This window comes from Actinomyces lilanjuaniae (assembly GCF_003606385.1).
Taxonomy (GTDB): Bacteria; Actinomycetota; Actinomycetes; order Actinomycetales; family Actinomycetaceae; genus Actinomyces; species Actinomyces lilanjuaniae.
In genome coordinates this window covers 1,990,341-2,006,673 of record NZ_CP032514.1, presented here as the reverse complement: position 1 = coordinate 2,006,673, position 16,333 = coordinate 1,990,341, and the positions used below count along the sequence as shown (strand labels likewise).

Sequence of the window (16,333 nt, the reverse complement as noted above, 5' to 3'; positions counted from 1 at the left end):
GTTTTTCCTAGAAGAGCGCGGCCAATAGCGAGTAGAGGGTCAAGGAGCCTATGAGAATGCAGGCTCGTCGTGAACGTAGGGTAGTTCCGTGCCTGCGGCTGTCGAGGACTCCGATAAGGAATCCCACAAGGGGCAGCGTGGCAAGCCACGCAGGCTCCTCTCGCACCGAACTGACTCCCAGCACGAGCGTAACAGCATGTGTGCCCGCAACGGTTAGCAGCGACGCCAGCCAGAAAGGACCTGGAAGATCTCTACGACCCGGCAGGATGCGACGCTGGAGGCCCGTGCCGACAGCCTGGTAGACAAGGAACAGGAGCCCGGACAGGATAACGGCAAGTACGATGGAGACGTTGAGGGCCAGGTCAAGTAGGCGGGGATCGAGGCTCTGAATATCAGAGCCTCTAGATGAGGTCAAGGACTCGAGCGCATCGGCGCGCTGGCGAGGTGCCCGGAGGATGAGCAACACGGTCACTACGGCCCAGGATAACCATCGCCACCGCCAGGGGCTGGGACGCTGACCGGGATCTGCTGACGTAGAGGAGGTATTGGATGATGTAGATGTAGCAGTTGACATCTTATTAGTTTCCTAGGCGGGAACGGATGACGACTGCCTCGACGACAGCCGCCACGGTGACGACGAGGAGCGAGAGCAGCAAGAATCGCAGGCTACGGGACATCCCGTCGCCGTAGCGACGGAGCCATGAGGGAACCGACGTGCCAGTACCCTCGGCGTCAGTGACGGCTGTCGCCAGTGGCAGTAGGCCACCGTATGAGGCAAGCGCGAACCCGGTGAACTCGAGCGGAGCGTATATCCAGATGGATCCGATGGCCGAGAGCCATCCGACGTTCGCTGCAGCAGCAGTGAGCGTGGCTCCGATGTAGGTCGTGAGCATGAAGGTTGACAGGAGAGTTCCTGCTCCGCAGGTGAGAACTCCCGTGTACAGCAAGAGGCATGCTGGCAGGTTGGTGGCTGCAATTGGGTAGACAACCTCCCATAACGAAGTCTCGCTGTCCCCTGGAACCGGGCCTCCCGCAGGGCTTTGGACCCCGTGGAGACTGATGACACCTACAGCCATCCCGATCACAGAGGCGAGGGCAACGGGCAGCCCGGCCCCCATGACAACTGCCAGGGAGGTTGTCCTACCCATCCTTCTCACTGGGCGGTCACTTACTGCGGTCAGTCGGGTAAGTGCTGTCAGGCTATTGCGGCTTGCCTTCCCATTCTTGCGACGGCCCAGCGGGCTGTTGCAACCACCGCGCCGGCGGTACCTCCCGACAGCGCTGCCATGACGATAGCAAGAGCGGCGCCACCGACTTCGACGGCGTCAACGATCTGGCTGGCGAACGCACCGGACAGACCGAACATGCCTGCGATGTACATCGTGCCCAGGGCGGTCGCGATGAGCCCGAGGGTGGCAGCACCGACTGCTGCGACGATGGAGGCGTTGCGAGACATCAGGATCTCCTTTCCTGTAAGACCGGAGCACCTTGCTCCTGCACCCCAGGCTAGATCCTCCGTCAACGTCGGGGAATACTGATCTTTGTTAGTTCCCTTTGGATGCCGCTCTTTGTCAGGACCTGGTAAAGGCTCTGGCTCACTCACCTCAGCAGGGGTGTTTGTCAGCGGTCCCCTAGTAGGAGGTGTTCGCCTCCCGGCGCAGCAGGCCGTGGGCGCCCAGGCCGCAGGGGGTGAGCACCGCCAGGTCGGCCGCATCGCCCTGGTTGGCGGGCAGCGCGGTGGCGGCACTGGTGATCGTGTGCCACAGGTCCTCGGCGTCCTCCCAGCCGCAGAACAGCTCGAAGCCGTCCTGGCCGTGGCGCCTGGTGCGGGCCAGGAGCACCGAGTGCCCCGCGGCCGTGGCGCGCACGATGGCGCAGCAGCGCAGGCGCGCCACGATGCCCGTCCCGCACAGGACGTCGGGGACGTCCCCGCCCGGCTCGGTCTGGCCGGGTGCTGGACCCAGGGCCGCAGGGATGCCCGGGCCGGAGCCCACGACGTGGCACAGCACCTCCGGTGCGCGTGGCCCCAAGACCGCGATAAGAGCGGTGTCTAGGGACAGGTCGGTGACACGGGCCCCAGTGCCCGCGCAGCGCAGGACCAGTTCCGCCGCCACGCGCTCGCGGCTGGCGGCACTGGTGACCAGGAGGAACTCCTCCTCGCCGACGTGGTGGACCACGACCTCGTCCAGGACGCCGTCGATGACACCGCCATCAGGACCCGCGATCGCCGAGCAGCCCGATCTGCCCACTGCCAGGGTGGAGACGCGGTCGGCCAGGACCCCGTCCAGTGCTGCTGCCGCTCCTGGTCCCTCCACCCTGACCTCCCCCGTGTGGGACAGGTCCAGGATCCCGGCCGCGTGACGGGCCGCCCGGTGCTCTGCCTGCTCGCCGACGTAGGACCAGGGCATGGCCCAGCCGCTGACAGTGCGCAGACGGGCTCCCAGGCGGTCGTGGGTGCGGTGCAGCGGTGTCTGGCACAGTGAGCTGCTCGACGGCGCGATCATGGTGCGCATGGGCTCTCCTCGGGTCCTCCTGGTTCCAACCCGGGTCCTCCCCGGTCTGTCTGTCCCGTGCCTGGTCCTGGCAGTCTGGACCTGGTGCTGACTGGCGGGTCACACCCGCCCATATCTACGATACCTCGCTGTCGGCTGAGGCTCGTGCCCCCATGCTCTGTCGGAATGCTCTGCCGGAGGTGACGCAGCGGCGAGCACTTCCCATCTGCTGACTGTCACTGCCTGTCTACTACCCATCTGCTGCCGACCCGCTGTCTATCTACCCTCTGTCCGCCGTAGACTCGATGCCGATGACCACGGCAGACACCTCTACCTCCGTTGCCCCCGCCCCGTCCGCCCCGGCCCTGGACGCCCGGGGCGCCAGCACTGCGCCGCGCACCTACCACGTGCGCACGCTGGGCTGCCAGATGAACGTCCACGACTCCGAGCACATGGCCGGCCTCCTGGAGGGGGCCGGCTACCGGCGCGCCCAGGACGTTCCGCAGGCTGCGGCGCGGGCCACCCCTGCCGGTGACGGCGGGGCCGACGTCGTCATCCTCAACACCTGCTCGGTGCGGGAGAACGCCGCGAACCGCCTGTTTGGCAACCTTGGCCAGCTGGCGGAGGTCAAGCGCCAGCGCCCCGGCATGCAGATCGCCGTCGCCGGGTGCCTGGCCCAGCAGATGGGGGAGAGGATTGTCGAGCGGGCGCCGTGGGTGGACGTCGTCTTCGGTACCCACAACCTGGACGTGCTGCCCGCCCTGCTAGAGCGTGCCCGGCACAACCGGGCCGCCGCCGTGGAGCTGGAGGAGTCCCTCAAGGTCTTTCCCTCTACCCTGCCTACCCGCAGGGAGTCGCCCTACGCGGCCTGGGTGTCGGTGGCCGTGGGCTGCAACAACACCTGCACCTTCTGCATCGTGCCCTCACTGCGGGGCAGGCAGCGCGACCGCCGTCCCGGTGACGTCCTGGCCGAGGTTGAGGCCGTGGCCGCCCAGGGGGCCATTGAGGTGACCCTCCTGGGACAGAACGTCAACTCCTACGGAGTGGGCTTCGGGGAGCGGGGAGCCTTCGCCAGGCTGCTGCGGGCTGTGGGCCAGGTCGAGGGCATTGAGCGGGTGCGCTTCACCAGTCCCCACCCTGCGGCTTTCACTGACGACGTCATCGACGCCATGGCCTCCACCCCCACCGTCATGCCTAGCCTGCACATGCCCCTACAGTCCGGCTCGGACACGGTGCTGCGCGCCATGCGGCGCTCCTACCGCTCCCGGCGCTTCCTGGACCTGCTGGAGAAGGTGCGTACCCGTATGCCGCAGGCCGCCATCACCACCGACATCATCGTGGGCTTCCCCGGGGAGACCGAGGAAGACTTCCAGGCCACCCTGGAGGTGGTCGAGGCCGCCAGATTCGCCTCCGCCTTCACCTTCGAGTACTCCCCCCGCCCGGGCACGCCCGCGGCGGACCGTGAGGACCAGGTGCCCACCGAGGTGGTCAAGGAGCGTTACCAGCGCCTGGACGCCCTGGTGCGCCGCATCACCCACGAGGAGAACGCCGCCCAGGAGGGGCGTGTCCTGGAGGTGCTCGTGGCCGAGGGGGAGGGGCGCCGTGACGCCTCTACCTCCCGGGTCTCAGGGCGTGCCGCAGACAACCGGCTGGTGCACCTGGCGCTGCCCGCGGGCCTGGACGCAGGTGACTACGCCGGTGGCGCGCCGCGACCCGGTGACATGGTGAGCGTGCGTGTCACCCACGGCGCCCCCACCACCTCATTGCCGACTCTGCCCGGTGCCCTGGACCGGCGGGTGCGCACGCCCTGGGGACGCAGGACGGCAGCGCCGGCAGCGTCGGCAGCGTCGGCAGCACTGTCAATGGGGCTGGGCCGCTGGGCGGACGCCTGTGGCTCGATGACGGTCCGGCCCTCTTCACGGTCCGCCGTACCCGGGCGGGGGACGCCTGGCAGCGCCGCCAGGCCGAGGCCCGCGCGGTCCCGGAGCCGGACTCCGCCCCCGTGGCGATCGGGATGCCGACGATCCGCGTCGGTGCCCCGACGCCCTGAGGACTTGTAGGAGTAACAGGAGTCACGAGGTAAAGAGTTCTGCGGGCAGGTTGCGGAAGCCGCGAGAGACTGACGCAGACCCGTCAGTACGCAGCAGCACGAAGTCGTAGTCAAGCCCCGGGGCGCCCCGGGTGGCCCGGGCCAGGTCCTGGGGCGCGGTGGTAAACAGCGCCGTGGCCAGACCGTCAGCCACGGCGCAGGAGCTGGCCACCACCCACGTGGCCGCTACCTGCTGGACGGGCAGCCCGGTCACGGCGTCGAGGATGTGGTGGAGCCCGTGCCCCCAGGTGCGCCGGTCCGTGCCCGAGCCGCACACCGCGCCCCGGCAGATCTCCACGGCACCCACGACGTGTCCTGACCTGCCCGGCTGTTCCAGCCCTACTCTCACGGGCCGCGACGAGCGCACCAGCAGGTCGCCCGAGGCGTCTACCACAAGCTCCTCCACGCCGTGGTCGGCGAGAAGAGCGCCTACCAGGTCCGCCAGGAACCCCTTGCCCACCGCGCCGACGTCGACGAGGGCCGGAGTCTCCAGCCTGAGCCTGTCGCCCGCGTGGCTCACGGTGGTGCCCCAGGTCGGTCGGCCGTGGGTCGCCCCCAGGTGGTGGGCGGCGCCGTCACGCACCCGGAAGTCTAGGTCGGGGCTGTATCCCAGCTCGACCAGGTCGGCGCCGGCCAGCGGGTCGAGGCGCCCGTTCGTCAGCCGGTACAGGCGGTCGTAGAGGTCGAGCATCCTGGAGCTGCCCGCAGGCAGGTCCACCAGCACGGGGCCGCTGCCGAGCCGACCGTCCGCGGCCTGCCGGACCAGGGAGGAGGGCAGAAACCGCGACCAGGTCCGCTCAAACTGCTCCACGAGCGCAGTCACCGCCGCGCGGGGCTGCGCCTCCAGCGGCTGCCTGGTGCGGACCTGCCAGGTAGTCCCCGTGGCGGGCAGAGACCATGAGCACCTCAGGTGGTCGCCCGGGCCGGGCAGTGGTGGGAGGGCGTCGGCCCGGTCGTCCCGGCCTCCGTGCTGAGCGCGGGCGCACCCAGCGCTGGTCGGTACCACGTTCGACGCCTCCTCCTGCCAGCCTTTGACGAGAGCCATTACCTCAGCATAGTCTTCGCCATAAAGGAAAGGCTCACCTATGCTTCCAGCGACTTATGGCGACGATCCCACAACAAGCTCACGTATGACCTCACCACGACGGTGACACCCTGACCCTGCCACATGAAGGACCCCTCCAGCATGCTCTCAGCCCCCGCAGCCCGTACCGGCCCGGTTGTCGCGGCTTCGCTGCTCCTGGTGGTCCTCGTGCTGTCCCCGGTGGTTTTTGTGGCGGGCGCGCTCTCCCCGGCCCGCGCCTCGGACTCCGATACCGACCACGACACCTGGGGCCAGGCTGCCGCCGTGGTGGACGAGCGCCTGCACTCGGCGCTCACCAAGTACGAGGACGGGGACACCGCCGGCGCCGCCTCCGGCTTCCAGAGCGCCTACCACTCCTCCTACAAGGCCTCCAACATGTCAGCGGCCGTCTCCGAGACCCTCGGGGAGGACGTGGCCGAGGACCACAGGGAGAAGTTTGACGCGCTGCGGACCGCCGCCTACTCCCTGGGCAACGACCAGGTCCTCAGCGAGGGTGTCGCCGGGCTGAGTCAGGAGGTTACTGAGGCCGCCACCCAGCTCGACGCCACCGCCGACCTGGCGGGTCCCCGAGACTACGCCCAGGAGCAGGCTGCCGTGATCGCCTCCCAGCGCGCCGAGATCCAGGCCAGCAGAACCAGCGTCAACGAGGGACGCGGGGACCGTACCTGGACCGTGGTGGCCCAGGAGATGACTGAGCTCATCAACCAGGGCGTGGAGGAGGCCCAGGCCGGGGACGGCGAGGCGGGGGCCGCCCTGGTCAACGACGCCTACTACGGCTACTACGAGAAGCTGGGCTTTGAGAAGACCGTGATGGCGGCGATCTCAGGCAGTCGTGTCTCCGAGGTGGAGAACCAGTTCAAGGTGGTCCGCAAGGCCATGGTGGCGCAGGACTCGACTGGCGACACGGGGAATATCGCCGAGCAGGCGCGGCTGCTGACCACCATGCTGGCCGAGGACGCCGCCGCCCTGGACGGCGGCGCGGGCGAGATCAGCCCTGTGCGGGCCTTCCTCAGCGGGTCCTTCGGCCAGGCCTTCCTCATCCTGCTACGTGAAGGCCTGGAGGCGATCCTCGTGGTCGCGGCGGTCATCGCCTACCTGGTCAAGGCCGGGATGAGGAACCGTGTGCGCTACATCTACCTGGGGGTGGCACTGGGGCTAGCAGCCTCGGGTGTGGTCGCGCTGCTCTTCTCGGTCCTGTTCAACTCCGCCTCTGCCCACCAGGAGGTCCTGGAGGGCGTGGTGGCCTTGGCCGCCATGGTCATGCTCCTGTTCACATCCAGCTGGATGCTGTCGAAGTCCTCGGTGGAGTCGTGGAACAGGTACATCAAGGACCGCACTGAGGCGTCAGTCTCCCAGGGGGGTGTGTGGGCGCTGGCCTCCCTGAGCTTCCTAGCCGTATTCCGGGAGGGAGCGGAGACGGTCATGTTCTACCAGGCGCTCCTGGCCCTCGATCCCGGTGGCAGTGCCAGCGTCTGGCAGGGCTTTGCCGCAGGGGCCGCAGCACTGGTGGCGATCTTCCTGCTCATCCGCTTCACCTCGGTGCGCATCCCCCTGCGCCCCTTCTTCCTGGTGACCTCAGCCATGATGGCGGTTCTCGTCGTCGTCTTCGCTGGCGGCGGGGTCCACGCCCTCCTGGAAGGCGACGTCGTCCCGGCCACCTACATTGAGGGGTGGCCCACCTACGACTACCTCGGCGTCTACCCCTACGTGGAGACGCTGGCCGCCCAGGCGGCCATGGCGGTCGTCGTCGTCGGCCTGGCCCTGGTTTCCGCGGTGCGTCGTCGCCGTGCGGCCGTGGAGGCGCAGCCCGAGTCCTCACGGCAGGAGGCCGAGGCGGTCGACAGGCACGGTGCCTACGACAGCCGTGATAGCGAGACCCCGCAGGGCGCGGAAGCCGCCGAGGCCGCAGAGGCTGCGCAGGACGTGGAGGAGGGTACTGGGACTGCGCAGACCTGACTCTGACTACTGACCAGGACCCGCCGCCCCGGGAAGGACCGGGGAGCACGGCTGTCAACCCACCCGTAACCGAGCAAAGGATCCCACATGCGCTCTCTCCCGATCACCTCCGCCCTCAGTGCCCTCCTCCTCGCGGGCAGCCTCGGCCTGGCCGCCTGCTCCTCCGGCGACTCCGGCAGCTCAGACGACGCCTCCTCCGGGACCGCCGCCTCCGACTCCGCGGCTGACTCCGGCGGCGACTCAGGCGCCGGGTTCGAGGAGTTCCCGGTCGGGGAGGACCAGGAGGCCGTGGACCAGATCAACGTTGCGGTCGTCTACTTCCAGCCCATCGACATGGAGCCGGCTGACTCCGGTCTGGCCGCCAGCGACGCCGACCTCCACCTGGAGGCCGACATCTCTGCCCTGGAGGGCAACACCCTAGGCTATGGTGCCGGCGACTTCATCCCCGGCCTCACCGTCGAGTACGCCATCACGGACAAGGCTAGCGGCGAGGAGGCCACCAGCGGGACCTTCATGGCGATGAACGCCTCGGACGGCCCCCACTACGGAGGCAACATCGCCCTCCCCGACGCCGGCGAGTACGAGCTGACGCTTACTATCGACAGCCCCGAGGGCCAGGGATGGGTGCTGCACGTTGACGACGAGACGGGCGTGGAGGGCCGCTTCTGGACCGAGCCCATCGAGCTCACCTGGGACTGGGACTACACGCCTCAGGAGTGGTGACCTTCTCCGGGCAGGACCGGGGTCAGGACGCCCTCACAGGCCACCCCCTGAGCGGCCTTGCCCCGGCGCCCCGCCGAGACACGATGCTGACACGACGTCAGAGCGCTGGCCTGGCAGGCTGGCGGGCTGCACGAGAGAAGGGATCCTGAGCGGCATGCTGGAGCACTTTGTCTCCGTCGTGGGAGGGATGACTCTCCCGTTCCTGCTGCTGGCAGCTGTCACCGTGGTGCTGACGCCGCCGGTCGTCAGCGGCTGGCCCCGGGCCAGCCGGGCCAGGATGGCTGCTGCGGGGGCGGGGCTGGCCGCTGCCACCGTTTTCGCGCTCCTGCGGGCCGCGGCTGTCCTGCACTCGCGCACCGCCGTCAACCTGCCGACCGCCTCCCTGCTGGTGGTAGCGGACCTGGCTCTCCTGGTCGTCCTGGCGGTGCTGGCGGCGCGGACCTCCTGGGGCTACGAGGGGAGGTTCTCCCTGGCTGCCAGCACGGTGGCCTGTGCCGCCCTGGCGCTGTCCTTCTTCCGTGCCGCCCAGGAGGTCATCCTCCGGCTGACAGCGTTTATCGAGCCGGGGGAGGCAGCCCTGTCAACGGAGACCCTGCTACGCGTCCTGGGCTTCCTGGGAGGCTGGGTGGCGGTGGCGCTGCTCGCCTTTATCAACGCCCGGGCACTGCGACGTGTCCCCAGGCGAGCGGCCCACCTCACCGTCCTGGCCTTCGGGGCGGTGGTGGCGCTCGTCAGTGCCGTGGACCTTCTCCGCCTCCTGCACGCCACCCACCGCATCGTGCTGTACGGGTCCGGCTTCCGGGCACTGACATGGGCCACCAACAACGCGCAGGGAGCAGTCCTCATGGTCGCAGCCGCCTTGCTCCTGGTCCCCATGGTGTCCCTGTTCGCCTCCACCCTGCGCTCCCTGCCCGAGCTGCCCAACCCGGCACGGGTGCGCGCGGAGCGCTCGGGACGGCGGCGCTCGCGACGCTGGGTCATGGCCTCTGCCCTGGGGTTCTCCGCCCTGGTGCTCACGCGTACCGTCGCTGTCGCCAGGGTCAACGAGGTCCCCACCCTGTCTGAGCCTGAGCACTACACCCTGGACGAGACCGCAGGTCTGGTGCGCCTGCCGACCTCCGCCCTGGCTGACGGGCACCTGCACCGCTACGCCTACACCACCGGCACGACCGAGGTGCGCTTCATCGCCATCCTCAAGAACGGCGGGGCCTATGGAGTAGGCCTGGACGCCTGCGAGAACTGCGGCCCCTCCGGGTACTACGAGGCTGACGGCAAGGTGATATGCCTGCGCTGCGACGTCGCTATCAACCCCGCCACCATCGGGTTCCAAGGAGGGTGCAACCCCATCCCCCTCGACTTTGCCGTGGACGGGGCAGACCTGACAATCGCCACCTCCGTGCTGGAGGACAACGCGGAGGTCTTTGCCTGAGATGTTTCTTCTACGTCTGCTCCACCGCTCCTTCACCCGCCAGCTCGGACGCCGCTCGCTGGTCGCGCTCACCGTGGGTCTCAGCGCGGCGGTGTCGGTGGCCATGCTCGGGGTCGTCCTGGACGTGGGCGACAAGCTCAACGCGGAGCTGACCACCTACGGGTCCAACATCGTGGTCCAGCCCCGCTCCGAGGCGGTCGTGGACAACCTTTACGAGACCAGCCAGGACTCCGAGGCCACTTCCTTCCTGAGGGAGGACGAGGTCGCCGGGATCAAGACGATCTTCTGGGCCTACAACATCGTCGACCTGGCTCCGACCCTCTCCGGAGAGGTCCGGGTTAGCGCCGGTCCCGCTGACGGCGCCGCCCAGGAGGGCACTGGACCCACGGTGCTGGCCACTGGGACCTGGTTCGACAAGGATCTGAGCCTGTCAACCGGGGAGACCACCACCCTGGGGGTGACGACCCTGCGCCCGTGGTGGGAGATGGAGGGCACCTGGCCCAGCGACGATGCCGAGGAGGCTGTCGTAGGCACGACCTTGGCCGAGGACCTGGGGGTAGGTACCGGTGACACCGTCACCCTGACCGGCTCGCAGGGGCAGCGCGAGCTGCTCATAGTGGGCGTCTACGCCGCCGGCGACGACGATGACGAGACTCTCTACGCTCCCCTGGCGGTTATCCAGGACCTGGCCGACCACGCGGGCCAGGTCGAGGAGGTCGAGGTCAAGGCACTGACGACCCCGGAGAACGATCTGTCACGCAAGGCGGCCACCAACCCTGCCGTGCTGTCCAGCTCGGAGTGGGAGACCTGGTACTGCACCGCCTACGCCTCCTCTATCTCCTACCAGATCGAGGAGGTCATGGACGGCGCGGTGGCCAAGCAGGTCCGTCAGGTGGCGGCCGTGGAGGGCGACGTGCTGTCAAGGACCCAGGCGCTCATGGTTCTCATGACGGCCCTGAGCCTGGTGGCGGCTGCGCTGGCGGTCGCCTCGCTGACCAGCGCCTCCCTGGTGGAGCGCACCAGCGAGCTCGCCCTGCTCAAGGCGGTGGGGGCCTCCTCCGCCTCCATCAGCCGGCTCATCCTGGCTGAGACCTCAGTCCTCGGGGCGGTGGGCCTGGTAGTCGGGGCTGTGGTCGGATCGGGCCTGGCCCAGGTGATCGGTGCAGCGGTCTTCGAGTCCACCATCACGATGCGGCCTATGGTGTACGTCGTCGTGACCGCCCTGATGGCCCTGGTGCTTCTGGCGGCGACCGGCTCCTCAATGCGCTCGATCCTGCGTATCCAGCCTGCGACGGCGCTGCACGGACGGTGAGGTCGGGTCCGCTGGTGCCTCAGGGCCAGCGACGCGCCAGGCAGCTGGGTCCGCAGGTGCACGGACGGGAAGGGCGGACAGGAAAGGGTATGACTAGCGGTGAGTAGCACGCTGCCGCGGCCCCAGGGCCGCTCACGTACGATGACCAACCGACGCATGTTTGTCACCATGCTTGCCGGGGCCGTCTTCCGGCGCCGCTCCCGGGTCCTGGGTGCGCTGCTCTCCTCGGCCGTGGGCGCGGTGACGCTGTTCAGCCTGGCTGCGGTGTGCCTGGCCGTGCCTGCGCAGATGAGCGCCCAGATGCGGCAGTTCGGCGCGAACCTTATCGTGGTGCCCCTGTCCGTCGGCGCTGAGTCCTCCCGTATCACCCTCGCCGACAAGCAGGAGGTGGCCCAGACGGTCGCGGCTGCCACGGGGCGGCAGGCGGAGGAGCTGCCGCTGGCCGCCTACCGCTACGAGACCGTGCGCATCAACCGTTCCCCCTACCTGCTGGCGGGCGTTGACGTGGAGGCGGTGCGCGGCCTCAACGGGCACTGGTCCCTGGAGGGGGCCTGGCCCGGTGAGGGGGAGGTCCTTGTGGGCAAGGACGTGGCCGAGGCGGTAGATCTGGGTATCGGCTCCACGGTGACCCTGGACTACCTCTCCGACGAGGGCTCCGACCACTCAGGGCACTCCGGCCACTCCGGTCACTCTGGGGACGGCGCTGGCCCCGAGGTCACCAAGGCGGATGAGGCGGCTGCAGGCCAGGCCTCGTGTCGGGTCTCGGGAGTCGTGGACACCGGTGGCGAGGAGGACGACATCGTCTACGCCCCGACTGCCCAGGTGGAGGGGCTCACCGGCACCAGCGACGTTGGCTACGACATCATCGAGATCTCCGTGGACGTCTCCTCGACCTCGATGGACGCTGTTGTGGAGGCCGTCGACGGTGTCAGCCAGGGCGTCCGTGGCGAGCCAGTCTCTAGGATCACCTCGGGAGACGCCCGTATCGTCACCATGCTCAACACCTTGTTCTGGGTGGTGTCCGTGGTGGTGCTCGGGCTGACGCTGGTGGGGGTGTCGACCACTATGACCATGGTGGTCTCACAGCGGCGCAAGGAGATCGGTCTGCGCAAGGCCCTGGGGGCCTCTGGGAGGTCCATCGCCGCAGAGTTCTACTCCGAGGTCGCCCTGCTGGGGGCGCTGGGGGGCGTGGTAGGCGCGGGACTGGGCTACGCCCTGGCGGTAGTCGTGTGCCTGGCCGTGTTCGACACCGCCATCGCCTTTAGCTGGCCGCTGGCGCTGGCCTGTGTGCTCCTGTCCGCCCTGGTGGCTGTGGCTGCCTCCTACTCTCCGGTACGCCGTGCCTCACGCATTGATCCCGCGCTTGTCCTCAGGGAGGAATGACATGCTGCTCGAGCTGTCCCACGTCTCCAAGACCTACGGCGACCTGCACGCCGTGGACGACCTCAGCCTCCAGGTACCCAGGGGCCAGTGGCTCTCGGTGGTGGGCTCCTCCGGGAGCGGTAAGACCACGCTGATGAATATTATCGGCTGCATGGACACCCCGACGACGGGCTCTGTCCGGCTGGAGGGCCGTGAGCTGGGTGCCCTCAGTGCCGCCCAGCTGACCGAGATTCGCAAGAACGTCATCGGCCTGGTCTTTCAGCAGTTCCACCTCATCAAGCACCTGACTGCCGTGGAGAACGTCATGGTGGCCCAGTACTACCACTCGATGACCGACCGGGACGAGGCGAGGACGGCGCTGGAGGACGTGGGCCTGGCCGACCGCGCCCACCATCTGCCCTCCCAGCTCTCCGGCGGCGAGCAGCAGCGTGTGTGCCTCGCCCGTGCACTGATCAACCACCCCGAGCTGGTCCTGGCCGACGAGCCCACCGGCAACCTTGACGAGGCCAACGGGCAGCTGGTGCTGGACATCTTCCGTCGGCTCCACGAGCAGGGGAGGACTCTCATCGTGGTGACTCACGACCCCTTCGTGGCCTCCTGTGCCCAGCGGCAGATCCTCCTGGACCACGGCAGGCTGGTGGGGGAGAAGCAGGGGACCGGCCTCGGTGGCGCGGTCGGGCGGGAGGAGGCGGATATGCTGGGTCTCTGCGCGAGCAGCACTGCCAGCCAGGAGGAGACATGACCAGCCCGTACCACGACGTCCAGGACCCGCAGGGCACCTCCTCTACTCCGTGTGCTCCCTCCCGTGAGCCGGGTGCCTGCCGCCCGCCTGCCTACCGTGGTGCCCGCACGGCGGTCGCGCTGGGCACGGCGCTCCTGGCTGCTGCGGGCCTGGCGGGGTGCGGTCAGGAGGCTGCGCCCTCCCAGGACGAGTACGCCGGACGGCCCCAGGACGGCGGTACCGCGTCCGTGCCCGGGACGGGAGCCCCGAGCACGGAGGTCTCCGGGGACCCCGCAGCGCCCGCCGCCTCACCGACGGCTGGCCCCTACGCGGACGGCTCCTACAGTGTCAGCCAGGCCTATGGCGCTGTGGACGAGCTGGTGGAGGAGGACTCCATCGACGTCACGCTCACCATGTCGGACGGTCTTGTCACTCAGGTAGAGGTCGTTGGCAACGTCATGACGTCAACCTCCCAGGAGCACGTGGACAGCTTCTCGGAGGCTATTGACGAGGCCGTCGTGGGGCGCAGTGTCGAGGACGCCCACGTCCACGCGCTGGCGGGCGCCTCCAAGACCTCGGAGGCCTTCAACAAGGCTGTGGACGCGATTGCCGAGCAGGCTCGCCAGGCTGCCGCACAGGCCTCCTGAGCCAGCCGGGACCGTTGCGCTGACGGTGGAGTCCCGGCTGCGGCCGTGGGCTGAGTGCAGGCGTCCTACTAGGGTTGTGCCATGCCATCCTCGACCACGCCCACGCCGGTGGACGCCGAGCGAGTGCGGGCGTGTGTCCAGGCCCTGGGTCTGCGCTACTTCGTCGACGACGAGGGCGATGTCGGCATCCCCTGGCGCTACGTGACGGTCCACGTCATCTTCCAGGACACCCGTGCCGTCCAGCTCCGGGGAGTCTGGCACCGTATCGCGGACACCGATCACCTGGAGCAGATGCGGGCGCTGGTGGAGGAGTGGAACGTCACCCGTATCGGTCCCAAGGCCTACGTGACCGTCGCTGACGGCGGCGTGGTGCGTCTTCACGGGGAAGTGACCTACCCGCTCAAGGCCAAGATGACCGACCAGCAGCTCTCCGACTTCGTCTTTAACGGCTGTCGGCTTATCGTGACTCTTATGCGGGAGGCGGAGAACCTGTTTCCTGACCCCCTGAGGGGTAGGCTGGAGCCCTGATGGTACGGCGTAAGCACCGCCTGGGTGGTCTGGTCAGCGGCCTCGTAGCGCGGCTGCTGGGCAAGGAGTGGGACCTGCGTGCCCAGGGCGTGTCTGCTCCTGGGCACTGGGACCGGGCTGCCAGGACGCAGGATACCGTGGGTCGCCTCGGCAGCAGCGAGCAGGGGGGCGGTTCCCAGGGGCGTCGGGGGGTCTCCGGGAAGATCGACCGCGACTCTGCAGCTGCCGCAGCCGACTCTGGCCGGGACGTACAGGGTCCCGGCCGTGTCGGTGGGCGGGACGAGGACGGGCAGGGGGCTGCCAGGCAGGTGCCGCAGGGTCGGCAGCGTGCCGACAGGCCTGCACGTCAGGTCCAGCCCGCAGCCGGTGCGGCCACCAGCGCTGCTGACGGCGTCATGGGCCCGCTTACGTGGTCCACGGGGATCTGGGAGCCGCGTCCCTCTGCGGACACGGTTCAGGAGATCACCCTGAGCCGGGTCAGGAACATGCTCACCGGCCCCATGGGGTACCGAGTCCAGGACCGCAGCGACCACAGCCAGCCCCACCTGCTGGGGGTGTGGGACTCCTTCCCCTTTGTCATCGAGATCCCGGAGGGCCACGACGGCTGGCTGCTGGTGTCGGGAGACTGGGAGGAGGCAGGTCCCCTCTCTCAGCGGGACGAGATCGCTGCCTCCGTCAACGACTGGAACCGTGACAAGTTCTTCCCCACCGTCGGCGTGGTTGACAGTCCCACCGGTCCGCTGGTGCGTGCCACCTACCTGATGGACCTGGGAGCCGGCGTAACGGACAACCAGCTGCGTATCCATCTTGGCACCGCGTTGTCGGCCTGTACGCAGGCGCTGACCCAGGTGGGGCCGCTCCTGCCTGAGCTGTGAGGACAACGATGGGCACTCGTGGAGCACGTGTCGTCGTTGCGGGTCCTACTGCCTCAGGAAAGTCCGCCCTCGCCCTGGACCTGGCTGACCGCCTGGGGCCAGGATCCTCCCCTGGCGACACTACGTCCCAGGGCAGCACTGCCAGGGCCTCCTGCGGGCTCGGGGACACTCGTGGTTGTGGCCCCTGTGGCCCTGGCCGTATCGAGGTGGTCAGTGCCGACGCCTCCCAGCTGTACCGGGGTATGGACATCGGTACCGCGAAGCTGCCCGCCGACCAGCGCCGTGGCTATCCCCACCATCAGATCGACGTGCTCCACGTGACCCAGGAGGCCAGCGTCGCGGCCTACCAGCGTCACGCCCGTGCCGACCTGGATGCCATTGAGTCGCGCGGCAGCAGGCCGCTGGTGGTAGGCGGGTCCGGCCTCTACCTGCGTGCCCTCACCGACAGCCTGGACTTTCCTGGAACTGACCCGCAGGTACGTGCCCGGCTGGAGGAGCGTGTCCAGGAGGAGGGGACAGCGCGTCTGCACACCGAGCTGGAGGAGCGTGACCCACAGGCGGCCGCTCGAGTCAGCCCTGGTGACAGCCGCCGGATCGTGAGGGCGCTGGAGGTCCTGGAGGTTACCGGCAGACCCTTCTCCGCGTCTCTACCCCGTTACGAGGACGTCAGCCCCACCGTTCACCTGGCCCTGCGACCCCAGCGGGAGGCCCTCAGCACGCGTATCACGGCCCGGGCTGAGGCCATGTTTGCCTCCGGACTGGTGGAGGAGACGCAGGCGCTGGTAGGTGAGGGGCTGCGCGAGGGGCCGACAGCCTCACGCGCCATCGGGTACGCCCAGGCCCTATCCGTCCTGGACGGGCGGTGCAGCGTGGAGGAGGCTGCGGCTGACACGGCCCAGGCCACTCGTCAGCTGGCCGCCCGTCAGCTCAAGTGGTTTCGTCGCGACCCGCGCGTGCACTGGCTCGACGTGGAGCTGGCCCCCGACGGCGAGCCTGTCCAGGTCCAGTGGCAGCGGGTCGTGGACCGTGCGGTAGAGCTCGTCCAGGAGGCTGACTCCCGGGTGGTAGCCGGGTAGTGGTAGACGCAGGGGGAT

The 16,333-nt window shown here is 68.7% G+C and carries 15 protein-coding genes and 1 pseudogene; 11 read left to right on the top strand and 5 right to left on the bottom strand.

Translation table 11 applies throughout. The annotated features are described in order from the left end of the window. Window positions 1-7: 7 nt before the first annotated feature. From D5R93_RS13310 to D5R93_RS08565, 4 genes are all read right to left on the bottom strand, one after another. A complete protein-coding gene (locus D5R93_RS13310) occupies window positions 8-415 on the bottom strand; it encodes a hypothetical protein (RefSeq protein ID WP_162933891.1) in 408 nt (135 codons plus the stop codon). 163 nt (window positions 416-578) lie between these two features. Continuing rightward, a complete protein-coding gene (locus tag D5R93_RS15115) occupies window positions 579-893 on the bottom strand; it encodes a hypothetical protein (protein WP_479722552.1) in 315 nt (104 codons plus the stop codon). Window positions 894-1,195: 302 nt separating this feature from the next. Continuing rightward, window positions 1,196-1,456, bottom strand: coding sequence for an uberolysin/carnocyclin family circular bacteriocin (locus tag D5R93_RS08570; protein ID WP_120204738.1), 261 nt, complete (start codon window positions 1,454-1,456; stop codon window positions 1,196-1,198). A 175-nt stretch (window positions 1,457-1,631) separates the two neighbouring features. Continuing rightward, window positions 1,632-2,513 carry an aminomethyltransferase family protein gene (locus D5R93_RS08565; RefSeq protein ID WP_120204736.1) on the bottom strand — a complete coding sequence of 294 codons (882 nt, stop codon included), beginning with the start codon at window positions 2,511-2,513 and terminating at the stop codon, window positions 1,632-1,634. A 290-nt stretch (window positions 2,514-2,803) separates the two neighbouring features. On the opposite strand from D5R93_RS08565, the pseudogene miaB reads away from it, so the two are divergent. Continuing rightward, window positions 2,804-4,542 (top strand): annotated as a pseudogene (miaB, locus tag D5R93_RS08560) (tRNA (N6-isopentenyl adenosine(37)-C2)-methylthiotransferase MiaB). Between the two features lie 22 nt (window positions 4,543-4,564). On the opposite strand, the gene D5R93_RS08555 reads toward miaB, so the two are convergent. Further along, entirely contained in the window at window positions 4,565-5,626 is a 1,062-nt protein-coding gene (locus D5R93_RS08555; protein WP_120204734.1) for an FAD:protein FMN transferase, read from the bottom strand. A gap of 141 nt (window positions 5,627-5,767) precedes the next feature. On the opposite strand from D5R93_RS08555, the gene D5R93_RS08550 reads away from it, so the two are divergent. The 10 genes from D5R93_RS08550 (at window position 5,768) to miaA (ending at window position 16,315) form a co-directional block, all read left to right on the top strand. Then, on the top strand, window positions 5,768-7,621 hold the full coding sequence (locus D5R93_RS08550) for an FTR1 family iron permease (RefSeq protein ID WP_120204733.1): 1,854 nt from the start codon (window positions 5,768-5,770) through the stop codon (window positions 7,619-7,621). A gap of 87 nt (window positions 7,622-7,708) precedes the next feature. Continuing rightward, the gene (locus tag D5R93_RS08545) at window positions 7,709-8,344 is read left to right on the top strand and encodes an iron transporter (protein ID WP_119836097.1); all 636 of its coding nucleotides are present in this window, start codon (window positions 7,709-7,711) and stop codon (window positions 8,342-8,344) included. A 154-nt stretch (window positions 8,345-8,498) separates the two neighbouring features. Then, a complete protein-coding gene (locus D5R93_RS08540) occupies window positions 8,499-9,773 on the top strand; it encodes a DUF2318 domain-containing protein (RefSeq protein WP_120204731.1) in 1,275 nt (424 codons plus the stop codon). Window position 9,774: 1 nt separating this feature from the next. Then, on the top strand, window positions 9,775-11,085 hold the full coding sequence (locus D5R93_RS08535) for an ABC transporter permease (protein WP_120204729.1): 1,311 nt from the start codon (window positions 9,775-9,777) through the stop codon (window positions 11,083-11,085). A gap of 99 nt (window positions 11,086-11,184) precedes the next feature. Then, the gene (locus D5R93_RS08530) at window positions 11,185-12,468 is read left to right on the top strand and encodes an ABC transporter permease (protein WP_243106678.1); all 1,284 of its coding nucleotides are present in this window, start codon (window positions 11,185-11,187) and stop codon (window positions 12,466-12,468) included. 1 nt (window position 12,469) lies between these two features. Further along, the gene (locus D5R93_RS08525) at window positions 12,470-13,210 is read left to right on the top strand and encodes an ABC transporter ATP-binding protein (RefSeq protein ID WP_120204727.1); all 741 of its coding nucleotides are present in this window, start codon (window positions 12,470-12,472) and stop codon (window positions 13,208-13,210) included. Continuing rightward, entirely contained in the window at window positions 13,207-13,836 is a 630-nt protein-coding gene (locus D5R93_RS08520) for an FMN-binding protein (protein WP_243106677.1), read from the top strand. The genes D5R93_RS08525 and D5R93_RS08520 overlap by 4 nt, the downstream gene beginning before the upstream one ends. A gap of 81 nt (window positions 13,837-13,917) precedes the next feature. After that, a complete protein-coding gene (locus tag D5R93_RS08515; protein WP_119836093.1) occupies window positions 13,918-14,364 on the top strand; it encodes a YbjN domain-containing protein in 447 nt (148 codons plus the stop codon). Beyond that, complete coding sequence (locus tag D5R93_RS08510) at window positions 14,364-15,239, top strand: type III secretion system chaperone family protein (protein WP_119836092.1); 876 nt, start codon at window positions 14,364-14,366, stop codon at window positions 15,237-15,239. The genes D5R93_RS08515 and D5R93_RS08510 overlap by 1 nt, the downstream gene beginning before the upstream one ends. Before the next feature lie 8 nt (window positions 15,240-15,247). Then, window positions 15,248-16,315, top strand: coding sequence for a tRNA (adenosine(37)-N6)-dimethylallyltransferase MiaA (gene miaA / locus D5R93_RS08505; RefSeq protein ID WP_119836091.1), 1,068 nt, complete (start codon window positions 15,248-15,250; stop codon window positions 16,313-16,315). Window positions 16,316-16,333 lie beyond the last annotated feature (18 nt).

Excerpts from the sequence above, each read along its gene's own strand:
- D5R93_RS08550 (WP_120204733.1), top strand. The coding sequence starts at position 5,768 with ATGCTCTCAGCCCCCGCAGCCCGTACCGGCCCGGTTGTCGCGGCTTCG.
- D5R93_RS08525 (WP_120204727.1), top strand. The coding sequence starts at position 12,470 with ATGCTGCTCGAGCTGTCCCACGTCTCCAAGACCTACGGCGACCTGCAC.
- miaA (WP_119836091.1), top strand. The coding sequence starts at position 15,248 with ATGGGCACTCGTGGAGCACGTGTCGTCGTTGCGGGTCCTACTGCCTCA.
- D5R93_RS08570 (WP_120204738.1), bottom strand. The coding sequence starts at position 1,456 with ATGTCTCGCAACGCCTCCATCGTCGCAGCAGTCGGTGCTGCCACCCTC.
- D5R93_RS08555 (WP_120204734.1), bottom strand. The coding sequence starts at position 5,626 with ATGGCTCTCGTCAAAGGCTGGCAGGAGGAGGCGTCGAACGTGGTACCG.
- D5R93_RS08520 (WP_243106677.1), top strand. The coding sequence starts at position 13,207 with ATGACCAGCCCGTACCACGACGTCCAGGACCCGCAGGGCACCTCCTCT.
- D5R93_RS08510 (WP_119836092.1), top strand. The coding sequence starts at position 14,364 with ATGGTACGGCGTAAGCACCGCCTGGGTGGTCTGGTCAGCGGCCTCGTA.
- D5R93_RS15115 (WP_479722552.1), bottom strand. The coding sequence starts at position 893 with ATGCTCACGACCTACATCGGAGCCACGCTCACTGCTGCTGCAGCGAAC.
- D5R93_RS08515 (WP_119836093.1), top strand. The coding sequence starts at position 13,918 with ATGCCATCCTCGACCACGCCCACGCCGGTGGACGCCGAGCGAGTGCGG.
- D5R93_RS08545 (WP_119836097.1), top strand. The coding sequence starts at position 7,709 with ATGCGCTCTCTCCCGATCACCTCCGCCCTCAGTGCCCTCCTCCTCGCG.
- D5R93_RS08540 (WP_120204731.1), top strand. The coding sequence starts at position 8,499 with ATGCTGGAGCACTTTGTCTCCGTCGTGGGAGGGATGACTCTCCCGTTC.
- D5R93_RS08565 (WP_120204736.1), bottom strand. The coding sequence starts at position 2,513 with ATGCGCACCATGATCGCGCCGTCGAGCAGCTCACTGTGCCAGACACCG.
- D5R93_RS08535 (WP_120204729.1), top strand. The coding sequence starts at position 9,775 with ATGTTTCTTCTACGTCTGCTCCACCGCTCCTTCACCCGCCAGCTCGGA.